This window comes from Planococcus sp. FY231025, from assembly GCF_052078085.1.
In the GTDB taxonomy this organism is placed as follows: Bacteria; Bacillota; Bacilli; order Bacillales_A; family Planococcaceae; genus Planococcus.
The window spans coordinates 210,651-226,674 of the sequence record NZ_JBQJJG010000001.1; the positions used below are offsets into that span (position 1 = coordinate 210,651).

The following is a 16,024-nucleotide window of genomic DNA, read 5'->3' on the forward strand; positions in this document are numbered from 1 at the left end:
TGCTCCAGTGGACGTATTACGTCAAAAATTATATACTTTATTTGTAATTATAATAAAAACAAATGTAATAAATTTACTATAAATTCAATTTGGAAGGAAGAATCCGATGAAAAAATATGCAATCCTCGCATTGTCGCTGGCGCTCTTGGCGCCGCAGCCTCTCGGAAACACTGCATTTGCCGCACTGAACCCGGAACAGAATGTCCTGATTGTCTTTGAAGACGGCGTCAGCCAAGAGGAAATGGCGGAAGCTGTAGAAGACGCAGGCGGGCAAATGGAAGAGGAGTATGAAGAAGTGGCCGTCGCTTCTGCGAAAGTATCTGCTGATGCCGCCAAAGAACTGCTCGCCGACCCGGACATCGCGCATATCGAGGAAGACGTCATCGTCAAATTGAGCGCACAGATGGAAGACTGGGGCATTGGGTCCAGCAAAATCCCGGCTGCCTGGAGCTCGGGATTCACCGGCCGGGGCGTCAAAATCTCCGTCATTGACTCAGGGATCTCTCCGCATGAAGACTTGCGGATTGCGGGCGGCTATTCAGCCGTTGACTATACCGCGAGCTTTAGCGATGACCAGGGCCACGGCACGCATGTCGCCGGCATCATCGGCGCCCGCCACAACGGCTTCGGCGTCCGGGGAGTCGCGTACGATGCGGACCTATACGCCGTCAAAGCGTTCAATGAGAACGGCGAAGCCCGTTTGTCTGATATGATCGAAGGCATCGACTGGTCGGTCGCAAACGGCATGGACATTATCAATTTGAGCGCCGGCACCCAGACGGATTCGTTCGCGCTCCGTTCATCGGTCGACAAAGCGTATGCCGCAGGCCTCTTGGTCATCGCAGCTGCCGGCAATGATGGCAATGACCTCGGAACAGGGGACACCGCTGATTTCCCTGCACGCTATCCGTCTGTCATCAGCGTCGCTGCGGTGGACCGCAATTCCGCCCGCGCACTTTTTTCATCGACAGGGAGCACCGTTGAAGTCGCAGCACCTGGTGTGAACATCGCCAGCACCTATCCCAACAATCAATACGTCTACATGAGCGGCACGTCGATGGCGGCGCCGTACGTCGCAGGAAACCTGGCGCTGATGAAGCAGGCTTATCCGCATCTGACGAACGAACAGCTGCGCCAAGTGCTCGTATCGCAAGTGCGCGACGCAGGGCCGGCCGGACGCGATCCGTATTTCGGCTTCGGCATCCTGCAGGCAACGTCCTATACGACGCCGATCGTCATCAAGGAAGATATGACCGTCTCGGGACTCACCGCGAGCAAAACCCTGCTTTCCGGCGAACCGGGGGATGCGTTCCAAGTGACTGTTGCAGCGCAACTAAAGAACGGTACGAAAAAAGACGCCACCGCTGAAGCGGTCTGGTCCTCGGCCAATCCGGCAGTAGCGGCTGTCGACAAAGGGCGCATCACGTTGAAAAGCGCCGGCACGACAACTGTGACAGCGACATATGAAGGCTTCTCGGTGCAGATCAGCATCAGCAGCCAATATCCGCCTGAGCCGGTTCCGGCACCGGTGCCTGTCCCGTCTCCGGATCCGTCTCAATTCCAGGACGTCACATCGTTTTACGCACCGGCAGTCAAGTATTTATTGAGCCGCAATATTACACAAGGCATGACCCAGACGGAGTTTGGCATCGCTAAACCGATCATCCGCGCGGATGCGGCGATCTGGCTAGCGAAAGAGCTCGGCCTTAACACCGCGGCCGCACCGGCATCCGGCTTCAGCGACGTGCCGGCCCGTGCAGTGGGCGCCGTCAATGCGCTGAAAGCAGCCGGCATCATCGGCGGCAAGAGCGCCGACCGCTTTGGATCATATGATTCCTTGACGCGCGGCGAAATCGCGATTATCCTGCAGCGCGCCTACGATCTCCAAGCGGGGACCACATCGTCGGCATTCACGGACGTTTCTGACCGCTACGCAGCGGCAGTCAACGCACTCGTCGCCCACAACATCACAGACGGCATCTCGGCGACACGCTTCGGCGTCTCCCAGAACGTCACGCGCGGCCAGCTCTCGGTATTCATCTACCGCCTCGCTGCGCAATAAAACCTCAAGGCCATCCGGATTTCCGGACGGCCTTTTTGGCATATGCAGGAGAATCGAATGGAAACTTTTCCAATACTCATTCGTCCCAATCGTGGGCTCCACCGTTAGCTGAACGGCAAAGTTTGACCTGACAAAGGAACAAGAGAGCGGTATACTAAAGGTTGAGTGTTTTACCTATATGTCATAAAAATCCATTTTAAATAAATTCAAGGAAGGAGAGAGCCGGCGTGAAAAAAGAGATATCATCCATCTACTACGTCCGCATCATGGCGATGCTCATGGTGGTGCTTGTCCATACAACCGCGCAGATCTTCCATCTGTTCGAACCGCATACGGTCCAGCACCAGGCCTACCATTTCCTCAACCGCATCATCCGCGTGGAATCGTCGCTGTTCATCATGCTTGTCGGCATCGTGTTCTTCTATAATTACCGGACGCGCGAACTGACGAAAGATGTCTTCAAATCCTATTGGAAAAAACGGGTGTCCTATATCCTGATTCCGTATATCGTCTGGTCGATTTTCTATGAATTCTTCAACGTCCATCTCGGCGCACGGACATTCGATTTCGCCGAAGCCTGGGACCGCCTGCTGAACGGCAAAAGCCATTACCAGCTCTGGTTCATCTACCTGATTGTCCAGTTCTACCTGGTGTTCCCGCTGATCCTGGTCATCGTCCGGCGCTCAGCGTTCCTCCAGAAGCATTTCTGGCTGATCGGCTTCCTGGTTGAATTCGTCTTCTACGTCGTCAACCTGAAATTCCGACTTGTTGACACGCCGCATTTCTTCCTGAACTATTTCGCGGCATTCTCGCTCGGCGCATGGATCGGCTTTCATTATGAAACGGTCTCTGCTAAAATTCGGGGCTGGAAAATCGTCCTGGCCGGATCCGGTTCGCTCCTTTGCGGCATCATCTACGTGTCGATCCATTACCGCAACCTGTTCGGCGACCCGGTATCGATTCCGACTCCATATTACCGCTTGGTCGGCATTATCTTCCTGACGCTCGGCGCGCTGTTCTTTTTCTACATCTCGGAAAAGTTCGTCACGCTGTTCGGCCGGAACGTCACCGGCAAACTGAAATACGTCGCAATGTACTCGTTCGGCTATTACCTGGTCCATCCGATGATCCTGTATTATGTGATGCTGTGGTTCCCGACAAAAGAGACCGGCCTTTCCTGGCACGCCATGATCTGGCTGCAATACATCCTGGCCGTCATCGCCTGCTACTTCTTCATCTGGGCATTCCATCGCTTCGTGCCGCTCGCCGGTTTCATCTTCGGCAAGTTGCCGAAAGACGCGCCGCTGTTCTGGAACGCCGGCGAATCGAGAAGGAAAACGCGCAGTTCGGAAAAAGTGGAAGCTTAGCATTGTTAAATCAGGCAGCTGGATTTTGGGCTGAGTGATCATAGCGGACCGCTGAACGATCATAACAGAGTGCTGAACGATCATAACCGGCCGCTGAACGATCATAACCGGTCGCTGAACGCTCATAAGAAAACAAAAACCGCTCATAGCAATCAAACCGGCGGGATCTTCACGAAAGAGGAAACTCCCGCAACTACAGAAAAAGGCAACCGCCGCAGCGGTTGCCTTTTTTCATGTTCTTTTTCATTCCACCCTCGAAACAAGACGCGGCAGCAAGCGGTCCAGCAGGCGGTTCCTGCCGGTGATCCACTGGCTCCACCGGTGGAGATAGAGGAGCGCGCCGACGCCGATGCAGATGCCGACGGTGAACAGCAGAAGAGATGCCGTATACAGGATGAAGCTGTCATTGAAGACGTTGATGATGCGGCTCAAGCCCAGGATGAACGTCATGTGCGACAGGTAAATAAAAAACGAGAAGCTGCCGACGATCTCGAGCAAAGGATGCGGCCGCTCGGAGCGCTGGAACACGACGACGAGCAGGAAGAACACTGCGATCGTATAAAAGAACATGTCGTAGCGGTCGCTCGAGACGTCCGTATAGCCGACCACCTGGACATTGTAGAAGATCCAGCCGAAGCCGGCCGCTGCGAACGCCGCAAGTCCGAACTTCCATTTACGGACGAACGCCGCCAATTGGTCATAATAGACGCCGATATAGAACCCGGCGGTGAAATAGCTGATCCACGCAAAGATGTGCGTCCGGTACCACAGCGGATATTCGGTGAAGATGAACTGCCGGTACGCTTCGGCGTTCTCGATGGCGTACAGGTGTGCGAATGTAATGAAGAACGACACCGCGATCGCAACCCACGGGTTTATTTTCCGCAGCGGTCGGTTCAGGACGTAATACAGCACGTAGAACTGGAAGATGACCAGGATGAAAAAGCCGTGCCAGTCGCCGAGGCCGACGACGTTCCAAGCGATTTCGAGGAACGGCGTTTCGCTCCGCAGCGAATGCGTATAGGACGAGAATAAGCCGATCAAGGCGTACGGGACGAATATGTATTTGATGCGCGACCACAGGAAGCCTTTCGGCAGCTTGTCCGGATAGCTCCGGGCGAGCAGCGTGATCGAGATCAGGATAAAGATCGGGGTCGCGAACAGGAACCCGTAGCGGATGACCAGAAACGGCGTCGTTTCAACAAAAGCCGCACCTGAGAACTTCTGGTAATTCGTGATGACGTGGTTATAGACGACACTGAGGCAGGCGATGGCCCGGATCATGTCGATTTCGGTTAATTTTCGCATAAGGCACTCACTCTAAAAACTCCATTTCTCTTTTGCATAACTCCATCTATTATATAGAAGAAAAAACGGAATGTCTGCGGCTGCAGGAAAATTTTCCTGTTTTGCGTACGCGGGACTAGGGAATGTGTTAGAAAAAGGGTACGCGGAAAGAGGGAGCCGAGATGAAGGAGCGCTATGAATACATGGACTGGTTGCGGGTACTGGCGATCATCACGGTCGTCGGCATCCATGTGCTGTCGAAAATCATCAACGCCGAACCGCCGGAAGCCTGGGAATGGAAGCTCGCGAACGCCATCGATTCGGCGCTGCGCTGGTGCGTCCCGGTGTTCTTCATGTTGAGCGGCGCGCTGCTCCTTACGCGCAAACCCGACGAACCGGTCTGGAGCTTCCTGAAGAAACGGCTCGCCAAAGCGTTCATCCCGCTCCTTTTCTGGAGCGGCGTCTATCTCCTGTACCGCATCCTGGAACAAGGCCGCAGCTACACGGTCGGCGAAGCACTGACGCTGTTCCTCACCGACGACATCTATTTCCACTTGTGGTTTCTCTACACCATTATCGGCCTCTACCTCATGGCACCGTTCCTGCGCATCCTGGTCGACCGGATGAGCAAGAGAACGTTCGAATATTTTCTGTTGTTCTGGGTGATTTTCACCGTATTTATGCCGTTCGTCAATAAATTCCTCGGCTTCGACATTGCGTTTAGCGCCGGTATGTTCGAGCCATATATCGGCTATTTCATGCTCGGAGCGTACCTATTTCTGTACCCGATTCCGAAAAAGTTCCTGCCGCTCCTTGGGGCTGCGGCGGTCTTCGGCTATTTCAGTACCTATCTGGGCACCGAATCCCTTACCGAGTACAAAGGCGAACTCGATGAATTCTTTTACGAACATTACCGGCCGAACTCACTCGCCATCACGCTGTTCATTTTCACGGCGTTCCAGCACCTGAACCCGATCATGAAAGCGCATCGGTTCATCACATCGATGAGCACCGCGACGCTTGGCATCTATGTGATCCATCCACTCGTCCAGTTCTACCTTGACAAATATGCGGGCATTAACCCGTCAATGATCGCCCCCGGTGTCGGGATCCTGATTTCATGGGCCGTAATTTTCTTCGTGTCCTACGGCATCATTCGGGTCCTGCAGAAGCTGCCGGGAACTAGGCACATCGTCCCTTAAGAGGATAAATTTAACATTCTGAAAATGATGCATTGCCTATCAATCTGACCGATCTTCAAGGTATAATATGGTAATGTAAAAATATGTATGAAAACGACGGAGGACAGGCTTATGAAAATTGCTGTTTTGCTGCCTTGTTACAATGAAGAGTTAACAATCGGCAAAGTCGTTCAGGATTTCCGCAAGGAACTGCCTGATGCGGCTATTTATGTATACGACAACAACTCAAACGACAAAACGACCGAAGTGGCGCTCGCAAACGGGGCGATCGTCCGGCAGGAACCGCGCCAGGGCAAAGGCAACGTCGTGCGTTCGATGTTCCGCGACATCGATGCGGATGTCTACGTGATGGCGGACGGGGATGACACCTATCCGGCGGAATTCGTCCACGACATCATCCGCCCGGTCGTCAACGGCGAAGCGAACCTTGTCATCGGCGACCGGCTCTCGAACGGTACATACTTCAACGAAAACAAGCGCCAGTTCCACGGCTTCGGCAACACGCTCGTCAAGAACCTCATCAACCGCCTGTACAAGAGCAACATCAACGACATCATGACCGGCTACCGCGCATTCGACCGCTTGTTCGTCAAATCGTTGCCGGTGACAAGCCCGGGCTTCGAGATCGAGACCGAGATGAGCATCCATGCGCTCGACAATAAATTCCTCATCAAGGAAGTCGCGATCGATTACCGCGACCGCCCTGAAGGCAGTGAATCCAAGCTCAACACGATCCAGGACGGCATGAAAGTGCTGCGCATGATCTTCACGCTGTTCAAGGATTACAAGCCGTTCTTGTTCTTCACATCGTGGGCAGCGATCTTCCTGATCCTTGGCCTGATCGCCGGCGTGCCGGTCATCATCGAGTACGTCCAGACCGCGTTTGTCACGCGGGTGCCGTCTGCCATCCTCGCCGTCGGCTTCGTCATGCTGTCGATGCTGGCGTTTGCGTGCGGCTTGATCCTCGATACGGTCGCCGGAACGCACCGCAAGCAGTTTGAACTGGAACTGAACCGCATCAGCCACGACATCAACCGGGAGCGAAACGTATGAAGAGGGGACCTCTAGCGATCGCCGTCGGAATCATTGCGGCCCTTTTCCTCAGCGTGGCCTCCATCTTTTATTTTGAGCCGATCTTGAATGCACATCCGCTGCTCATCGGGGCGGCGGCTGTCGTCTTTTTCGCGCTGCTTTGGTACATACGCCCGTTCGGCAAGGCGATTTCTGCTTGGACGAAACCGAAAAAAATCAGCCTCGCCATCTTCCTGCCGCTATTCTCGGTGCTCGCCGCATTCAGCATGCGCGGAGAGCAAGCTTATCTGCTCGATAACAACCCGCTCGTCATCGGTGCTGTCTATCTAGGCATGTTCCTCGCAGTGGCGGTCGCCGCCCTTGCTGCGATCCGCTTTTCCCTGAGCTTTGAAGCGCCGACGGGCGAACGGAACGTGCCGTTCTATCACGTCTTCCTGTACATGCTGCCGATGCTTGGCGCGTCGCTCTTCATGTTCATCGCCTTTTTCCCGGCGGCCATGACACCCGACTCGCTCGCACAGTGGGAGCAGGCGAAGACGCAGGAATTCACCGACTGGCATCCGGTCATGTTCACGTGGACGATCATGCTGCTGACGAAGATCTGGGACAGCCCGGGCATCATCGCGTTGTTCCAGATTGCCCTTTTGTCGCTGACGATGGGGTATCTGGGCTATCTGATGAGGCGCTTCAATGTCCATCCCGTCATCATCTGGGCAGTGCTGATCGTCGCTGCCGTCATGCCGACAAGCGCGATTTTCTCGATCATTATCTGGAAAGACGTCACGTACAGCGTGGCGCTCGTGTTCTTCTCGCTCCTGCTCGTGCTGCTCGTCAAGACGGGCGGAGAAGAGGCGAAGAAGCCGTCGTTCCTGATTTTATTCCTCATCGGGTCGTTCGTGCTGGTGTTTTTCCGGCATAACGGCTTCCCGGTGTTCGTCATCACCATGCTTTTCACCACCGTTATCTACCGCCACGCGTGGAAGCGCCTGGTGCCGGCCGCGCTGTTCATCATCGTACTTCACCAAGTTATCACCGGACCGGTCTATGACAGCCTAGAAGTGGTCGGCTCCGATCCGCAGGAAGCGCTCAGCATCCCGACCCAGCAGATCGCGAACATCGTTGTCAATGACGGCGACATGACCGACGCGCAGCGCGAGTACATCAACCGCCTGATGCCGCTCGAGCTGTGGGAAGAGAAGTACAACCCGTACGCCGTCGACCCGATCAAATTCTCATGGGGGGATTACGACCGCTGGGTCATCTACAACGACTGGCCGGGCTATTTCAAGATGTGGGGCGCGCTCGTCGTGCAGAATCCGGGCCTCGCCATCGAAGCGTTCCTGAAAGAAGCTTCGCTCGTCTGGCAGATCAACCAGCCGGAAGACGGCTATATGAACCGCTATGTGACGAACCTCTACCATGGCAATGAATTCGGGCTGGTCAATACAGTGATCCATCCGTTCCCGACACGGGCAGCGTCCAGTTACCTGAAAGTCGACTCCGGCGTGGAGGAAGTCATCTGGCGCCCGGCGCTTTATACATTCCTGACCGTGCTGCTGTTCTACATCGCGTATGTGCGCAACAATTGGCGCGTCTGGCTCATGCTGCTGCCGGTGGCACTCAATACGGCCGCCGTCGCAGCTGCGATTCCGGCGCAGGATTTCCGCTATCTCTACGGCAATCCGCTGTTCTTCTTTGCAGCGATCTTCATCGCGCTGCTCGCATTTGCACCTAAAGGCGGTGGGCGGCTTGAACGACACTGAAGCGACCCGGCCGCTCGGCATCGTCCTGATGATCGCCGCAGCATTCTCGACCGCGACCGGGCAATTGTTCTGGAAGCTCGCGGAAGGGGTGTTCGATTACCGGCTGTGGATCGGGTTTGCGCTCTACGGCGCCGGCGCGGTGCTCATGACCGCGGCGTTCCGCTATGGCCGCATGTCCGTGCTGCATCCGCTCCTCAGCATCGGCTATGTTATCGCCATCTTTTACGGTGCGATGTTCCTTGGGGAAGCCGTGACGGGGAATATGCTTATGGGCACTGGATTAATCCTGGCCGGCGTCATCGCGATTGGGGGTGACCGCCATTAATGCTCTTTTGGTTGGGCTGCTGCTCGCAATGACCTGGCTCGGCGCGCTCGGCGGCTATTTCCTGAAAGCCGCTTCGTCGCACAACATCAACGCCGAACGGAAGGAATTCCTGCTTCGGCTGATCGCGGGTGTCGGCTTCTACGGCTTCGGGGCGATCCTGAACATCGTCGCGCTGCAGTTTTTGCCGTACACGACCGTATTCCCGCTGACCGCCGTCACCTATATCTGGACGATGGTGTTGTCGTACCTGCTCCTGAAAGAGACGATCAGTGTGCGCAAGATCATCGGTGTCGCGCTGATCGTGGCAGGGGCGATTGTGTTGGTGAGTTGAAAATAGATGGATGCACTTCCTGCTGAGGGAGTGCATTTTTTTATTGGGGGCGTTGTTTTGAATTGTTTGCGTGCCTGGCACGCAAACAATTCAAAAACTAATCGACCGGAAATATTCCTTCAAAAAACCCGGTTTATTTCCCAGGAAATGATTTTAGAATTGTCAGATTATATTTCCCGGGAAATAATCAGAGTTAAATAACTAAAATAATATTTATTTTTGATTTTACATAATATACCTCTTTTAATGACAAAATCATGCTAAAATCTAGTTATCTAAATAGTCTGATTACATATGAGGAGGTCATTCCATGAAGAATCGCAGCTTTTCGAAATCCATTCTCGTTTTCCTTACCCTTGTCCTGATTCTTGCTTTATTTCCCGCTTTCCACACCGAAGCTGCACCAACCAAAAGCCAGCTGGACATGCAGGCGGCGATTGCCGAGCAGCTGAAGATGCGCGAAGGGGCGCCGCGGCTTCACCCGGATCTGCAAAAGATTTCGGGAAATAAAACCGTCGGCGTCATTGTCCATTTCACCGAAAAGCCGGTCGGCCTCGAGCGCGGCATCCGCTCGCTCCAAGGCAAGGCAGTGACCGCCGCACAGACAGAACGCATCCAAGCACAAGTCGACAAGCAGCAAGCCGCAGCGAAAACCGCCATGAACCAGCAAGGGATCGCCTTCACGGAAGGGCAGTCCTATTCGACGGTGCTGAACGGCATCGCGGCGACTGTGAAAGCGTCGGACCTTTCGAAACTGCTGAAGATCAAAGGCGTCTCGTTCGTTGAGCCGGACCGCCAATTCCGCACGCTCGCCGCGCCGTCGAATTCGAATACCGTGACACCGTCATTCGTCAAAAGCCAGGCGTTTCTCGGCGTCGAGAAGCTGTGGAAGGAAGGCTTCCAAGGCCAGGGCGTGAAAGTGGCCGTGCTCGATACCGGCATCGACCCGAACCACCCGGAATTCAAAGGAATCTACAAAGGCGGCAAGAACTTCGTGCCGTTCTCGCCGCATTACACCGTGAAGCGCGCACCGGACGATGCTTCGGAGACGCGCCCGTCCGAGCGCTCGCCGTCGCTGCCGAAAGTGGATGCGTTCGGCTTCCCATTTGAAACCTTCCACGGCACACACGTCGCCGGCACGCTTGCGGCCATCGGGGCGAACCGCTTCGGCTTCAAAGGCGTCGCCCCGAAAGTCGACCTGTACGCGTACCGCGTGTTCGGCGCTTATTCGACCGCGTCGATGTCATGGATCCTCGCCGCCATGGAAGAAGCGGTCAAGCAGGACATGGACGTCATCAACCTGTCGTTCGGCGCCATTACGACATCTGAAGCGGACGCAGCGGCGTTCGCCGTCAACAATGCCATGCTTTCGGGCACGGTGACTGTCAGCGCGATGGGCAACGCCGGCCAGTACCGCGGCTCGATCGGTTCGCCGGCGACGTCGCGCCTCGGCATCTCCGTCGGCAACAGCACGATCCCTGAAGAGCGCCACACTGCCACCGTCAACTTGAAAGCGGGCAACATCACCGTCGCGAAAACCGTGAACATGATCGCCGCCGTCACTGGCACGTCGCCCGGAAAGCAATTTCCGAACGCACTTGAACTAGTAGCCATTCCGGGTGCGGGAAATAAAACCGATTACAAAAATCTCGCCGTGAAAGGGAAAGCGGTGCTCGTCTCCGTCGGTTCGATCGAAATTATCGACAAGATCAAAATCGCCAAAGAGATGGGCGCAGCCGCCATCCTGGTCCACAACATCCGCAACGGCTTTAATGCCCCAGGCCCTTCCGGAACCTATCTGAACGACGGCTTTGAATTTATTCCCGCGTTCGACCTGTCGCAGACCGACGGCGAAGCGCTGCGCCGCCAGCTGCTTAACGGCAAAGGCAGCGCGAAGTTCAGCAACATCAAGCTGACGCTGACCAAAGGCGACGAAATCGACGCAACGAGCTCAAGCGGCCCGTCAACGCCGAACTTCGATTTGAAGCCGGACCTCGTCGCACCGGGCACAAGCATCATGTCGGCGATTCCGATGTACAAAGCGGACAACCCGAAAGCGGATTATTCCAAGGCGTACGTCCGGTTCACCGGCACGTCGATGGCGAGCCCGCATGTGGCCGGCGTTGCCGCGTTGATCCTGCAGGCGCATCCAGACTGGACGCCATTCGATGTGAAAGTGGCGCTCATGAACACCGCCAAATTGCTCGATACCAATAAATACGACGTCTTCGCCCAAGGGGCAGGGCGCGTACAGGCTTATGAAGCGGTCCATCCGCCGTTCCTCGCCTACAGCATCGACAAAGCGGTGCTCAATGCGACCGGCGCGCTTGCCGACAACAAGAAAGGCTCGGTGACCTTCGGCATGCAGCCGCTGTCACAAGGCAATATTTCCGTGACGAAGAAAGTCATCGTCAAGGACATCCTCGGCAAAGGCGGTGCATACAAAGTGAGCGTCGAGACGAAAAAATCGTTCGGCAACGCGAAAGTGACCGTCGACAAATCGGCGTTCACGCTGAAAGGCGAACAGGTGCTCAACGTCAAACTAACGGCATCGAAAAATGCGGAGGCCGCGGAGGACAGCGAAATCCTCGGTTATATCCACATCTCGAACGGGGCGAAGCGGGCCACCTTGCCATTCGCCGCGAGCTTCAGCCCGACGAAGACCGTCGAAGTGCAGAACCTTCAAGTCACTGAGACCGACCTTTCGTTCAACGGGGATGGCAAGAATGATAGTGCGAACATCACATACCGCCTGACCGGCGGCGTCGGCAAGAACGCGATTGAACTCTGGGATCTCATGAACCCCGGCGGCGGAGCGTTCGGGGACGGTTATATCGGATTCCTCCACGCGAGCGAAAGCATGAAAGGGGGCGTCCACAAGATGCCGCTGCTCGGCCTGTACCGTCCGTGGAGCGGAGAACCCGCGAAGAAAATTCCGGACGGCATGTACCAGCTCCACTTTATGGCCGAGCCGGCTGACGGCGCTTCGACCTACGTGTTCTCGCTCGGCAGCATCATCTTCGTGAAGAGCACGCCGCCAAAAATTTCCGGTTCGGTCACCGCCGGGCGGGCGATCGGCAAAGTCGCCGATCCGTACCTCGCCTATAACGCCGAACTCCTCAAGCTCGGCGAACCGTTCGACATCAACTCGAAGCTGCACGCAAGCTACATCCTCAACGGCCGCGGCAAATCCGTCCCGGTCGAACTCGACCAGACCGGCGCCTTCGCCTTCAACGTCCCGGGATTCCGGGAAGGAGTCGATACTTTGACATTCATTGTGGTCGACGAGGCAGCAAACCAGGGCAAGGCAGTATTGAAATAAACTAGAGGCAAGGGGTGGGTCCCTTGCCTTTTTGTATGGAGAAAATCAGAGGCAGAAAATACCTTTGCACGCCGTTTGTTGACCTCTTCGCTAAGCGAGCCACGCCCAAAGCGCTGAGCGGTTTAAGAAAAGCACACCGTTTATTCACCAAAACTAAAACCACCCCACCAAGCGAGGCGCGTCCAAAGGCGAGGCGAAGCAGGAAAATTGGCGGTCTATGCCAAGCTTTCTGCGGGAGCCATGCCCAAAGCGCCGAGCGATTTAAGAACAGCACACCGTTTATTCACCAAAACTGAAAACATTTCACCAAGCGAGGCGCGCCAACGGGCTAGACGAAGCAGAAAGATTAGCGGTCTATGCCAAGCTTCCTGCGAAAGCCATGCCCAAAGCGCCGAGCGTCTTATTAATGCTCAACCCAAGCAGAAATAAATCCTTTATTAACCCCATGAAAATTTTGTGTAAACGTATTCATTTATTTTAGAAACCGAAGTATAATGGAATCGTTCGACTATTCGAAACAAAAGGAGATGGAAGAATGTCCATTAAAAGAAAAGTGGCCATGGCTACAAGTGCAGCTGTACTTGTACTGAGTGGGCTCAGCACCGCATCGCCAGCATGGGCGGCACCAAGCAAAGACGTCACACGCGGGGAATTTATCAAGCACTTGGTAACCTCCATGAACGTCGAGTTGGGTGATGGTTCCACAATCGCTTTCAAAGACGTCGATCCTTCATTGGCGCCATACGTGGAAGCGGCATACAATCTGAAACTGACAAGCGGGAAATCAGCTACGCTTTTCGGGACGAATGAAAAACTGTCCCGTGAACAAGGCTTTGCCATCGCAGCCCGCGCAGTGGATTCCGAAAAAGAATACCCGGCTTCGAACCTGAAGAAATTCAAGGACAGCCGCTACCTGAGCAAGAGCCTGACGGACAATCTTTCCGAAGCAGTAGGCATCGGCCTATTGATCGGCTTTAAAGACGGCACGATCAAGCCAGGCAAAGGCATCTCCGGCGGGGAAATGCGCGCCATCGTGCAGCGTTTGGTTCGCGAATATAAGAAAGTCAACGGCAAGCACGTCTCGCTGCGCATCCTCGGCACGTCCGACCTGCACACGAACTTCGTGAACTATGACTACTACCAGGACAAAACTTCAAACAACCTCGGCCTCGCCAAAACCGGCGTGCTGATTGAAAAAGCCCGTGAAGAAAATAAAAACAGCCTGCTCTTCGACAACGGCGATTTGATTCAAGGAACGCCATTCGGCGGCTATAAAGTCACGGTCGACCGCCTGGAAGACGGCGAGCTTCACCCGGCATATGCAGCACTTGATTCGCTTGATTTCCAAGCATCGACGCTCGGGAACCACGAGTTCAACTTCGGCCTTGAGTACCTGGACGAAGCGCTAGACGATGCCCCGTTCCCGGTCCTGAACGCGAACGTCTATGACGCAGCGACGAAGAAGAATAAATACACGCCTTACACGATCATCGACAAAGAAGTCGTTGACGGCAAAGGCAAGAAACACACGATCCAAGTCGGCGTCATCGGCGTCGTTGCGCCGCAGATCCTGAAATGGGACCGCGCGCATCTTGAAGGCAAAGTCATTGCGGAAGATGCCGTGAAATCCGTGGAGAAATTCCTTCCGGAAGTCGAGAAAAAAGGCGCTGACGTCGTCGTAGTTCTTTCCCACTCCGGAATGGGCGATGAGAAATACGAAGTCGGCGAAGAAAACATCACGTACCAATTGAGCCAAGTGAAAGGCATCGACGCCATCATCACAGGCCACAACCACGATACATTCCCAGGTTCTTATGAAGAGTTGGCGAACGTTGACCAGGAACAAGGTACGATCAACGGCACACCAGTCGTCATGCCGGGCAAATTCGGCAGCCACTTGGGCGTCATTGATTTGAAATTGGCACCTAAAGGCAAAGAATGGAACATCGTATCCGAGAAAGCGGAACTCCGCGCCATCGATACGAAATCCGACGAAGTGGCTGAAGAAGTCATCGAAGCTGTGAAAGAAACACACGAAGCGACAATCGACTATGTCCGCAGCCCGGTCGGCGAGACAACAGCACCGATCACGAGCTACTTCTCGCTTGTAACGGACGATCCATCGATCCAGATCGTCAACAACGCACAGAAATGGTACGTAGAACAAAAAGTGGCCGGCACAGCGAACGCTGACCTGCCGATCCTGTCAGCTGCTGCTCCGTTCAAAGCAGGCGGACGCAACGGCGCTGAATACTACACAGACATCAAAACGGGCGAAATTGCCATCAAAAACGTTGCGGACCTTTACGTCTACGACAACACCGTCTTCGCCTTGAAACTGACGGGCGCAGACATCAAAGAATGGCTCGAAATGTCCGCAGGGCAATTCAAGCAAATGAACCCAACTGCTACAACTGAGCAAGACTTGATCAACGCGGACTTCCGCACATACAACTTTGACGTCATCGACGGCGTTACGTACGATATCGATGTTACGCAGCCGGCGAAATACGACGGCGACGGCAACGTCATCAACGCCAACGCAAACCGCATTAAGAACCTGAGCTTCGACGGCAAAGCCATCGACCCAGCTAAGGAATTCCTGGTCGCAACAAACAACTACCGCGCTAGCGGCAACTTCCCTGGCGTCCGTTCAGCGAAAGAGTCCATCGACTACGCATACGAAAACCGCCAAGTCATCATGGACTACATGCTGGAAGTCGGCACCATCGACCCATCAGCTGACGGCAACTGGGACTTCACGCCAATCGCCGGCACACAGAACATCACATTCGAAACATCCGCCAACGCCAAGGACCTGATCCCTGCAGATAGCGGCATCACTTTCAAAGCCTTGACTGAGAATGGCTTTGCGAAATATGGTGTGGAAATCGAATAAAGGTTATGAGAGGCATCTACTTTTAGAGTAGGTGTCTTTTTTTGTGTTGGAGAGGGGAGATTTGTGAAAACAACTTGAAGAGAGTTTGGATGGATGGCATTTCGCCCCGGCGAAATACGAAAGGGAAAAGGGCGTTTGGGAAGAGAAAGAGGTTGGTTGGAACTCAAGCCGAGTTGGTTGGAATTGGGGATGACTTGGTTGGAACTCAGCGGCAGTTAGTTGGAATTCGCTCCTAGTTGGTTGGAATTCATGATACGCAGCGAGGAAGAAGACCTAAATGGATGGCATTTCGCCAGATGGCGAAATGCGAAAGGGAGGAAGAACATTTTAGAAAGGGAAGGAGGTTGGTTGGAACTCGAGCCGGGTTGGTTGGAATTGGGGTCGATTAGGTTGGAACTCAGCAGCAGTTGGTTGGAATTCGCTCTTAGTTGGTT

Annotated in this window: 10 protein-coding genes; 9 read left to right on the forward strand and 1 reads right to left on the reverse strand. The window is 54.5% G+C overall.

What is annotated here, in order from left to right; all coding sequences use genetic code 11:
* The first annotated feature begins 106 nt into the window (after positions 1–106).
* Both ACTL32_RS00920 and ACTL32_RS00925 read left to right on the forward strand, forming a co-directional pair.
* Positions 107–2,062, forward strand: coding sequence for a S8 family serine peptidase (locus tag ACTL32_RS00920; protein ID WP_441339711.1), 1,956 nt, complete (start codon positions 107–109; stop codon positions 2,060–2,062).
* A 227-nt stretch (positions 2,063–2,289) separates the two neighbouring features.
* Complete coding sequence (locus tag ACTL32_RS00925; protein WP_441339712.1) at positions 2,290–3,429, forward strand: acyltransferase; 1,140 nt, start codon at positions 2,290–2,292, stop codon at positions 3,427–3,429.
* A 243-nt stretch (positions 3,430–3,672) separates the two neighbouring features.
* On the opposite strand, the gene ACTL32_RS00930 is transcribed toward ACTL32_RS00925, so the two are convergent.
* On the reverse strand, positions 3,673–4,737 hold the full coding sequence (locus ACTL32_RS00930) for an acyltransferase family protein (RefSeq protein WP_441339713.1): 1,065 nt from the start codon (positions 4,735–4,737) through the stop codon (positions 3,673–3,675).
* A 161-nt stretch (positions 4,738–4,898) separates the two neighbouring features.
* Here ACTL32_RS00930 and ACTL32_RS00935 point away from each other — a divergent pair, with 161 nt between their 5' ends.
* The 7 genes from ACTL32_RS00935 to ACTL32_RS00965 all read left to right on the forward strand — a co-directional run bounded on the left by ACTL32_RS00935 (position 4,899) and on the right by ACTL32_RS00965 (position 15,590).
* Positions 4,899–5,918, forward strand: coding sequence for an acyltransferase (locus tag ACTL32_RS00935; RefSeq protein ID WP_441339714.1), 1,020 nt, complete (start codon positions 4,899–4,901; stop codon positions 5,916–5,918).
* A gap of 111 nt (positions 5,919–6,029) precedes the next feature.
* Positions 6,030–6,971, forward strand: a complete 942-nt coding sequence (locus tag ACTL32_RS00940; RefSeq protein ID WP_441339715.1) for a glycosyltransferase family 2 protein — start codon at positions 6,030–6,032, stop codon at positions 6,969–6,971.
* Positions 6,968–8,713 (forward strand): DUF6020 family protein, encoded by a 1,746-nt coding sequence (locus ACTL32_RS00945; protein WP_441339716.1) that lies wholly within the window; start codon positions 6,968–6,970, stop codon positions 8,711–8,713. Before ACTL32_RS00940 ends, ACTL32_RS00945 begins: the two co-directional genes overlap by 4 nt.
* Positions 8,691–9,038, forward strand: a complete 348-nt coding sequence (locus tag ACTL32_RS00950; RefSeq protein ID WP_441339717.1) for an EamA/RhaT family transporter — start codon at positions 8,691–8,693, stop codon at positions 9,036–9,038. Before ACTL32_RS00945 ends, ACTL32_RS00950 begins: the two co-directional genes overlap by 23 nt.
* Positions 9,025–9,369: an EamA family transporter gene (locus ACTL32_RS00955; protein ID WP_441339945.1), complete on the forward strand. Its 345-nt coding sequence runs from the start codon at positions 9,025–9,027 to the stop codon at positions 9,367–9,369. The genes ACTL32_RS00950 and ACTL32_RS00955 overlap by 14 nt, the downstream gene beginning before the upstream one ends.
* Before the next feature lie 310 nt (positions 9,370–9,679).
* The gene (locus ACTL32_RS00960; protein ID WP_441339718.1) at positions 9,680–12,691 is read left to right on the forward strand and encodes a S8 family serine peptidase; all 3,012 of its coding nucleotides are present in this window, start codon (positions 9,680–9,682) and stop codon (positions 12,689–12,691) included.
* 535 nt (positions 12,692–13,226) lie between these two features.
* Positions 13,227–15,590: a bifunctional 2',3'-cyclic-nucleotide 2'-phosphodiesterase/3'-nucleotidase gene (locus ACTL32_RS00965; RefSeq protein WP_441339719.1), complete on the forward strand. Its 2,364-nt coding sequence runs from the start codon at positions 13,227–13,229 to the stop codon at positions 15,588–15,590.
* The last annotated feature ends 434 nt before the right edge of the window (positions 15,591–16,024 follow it).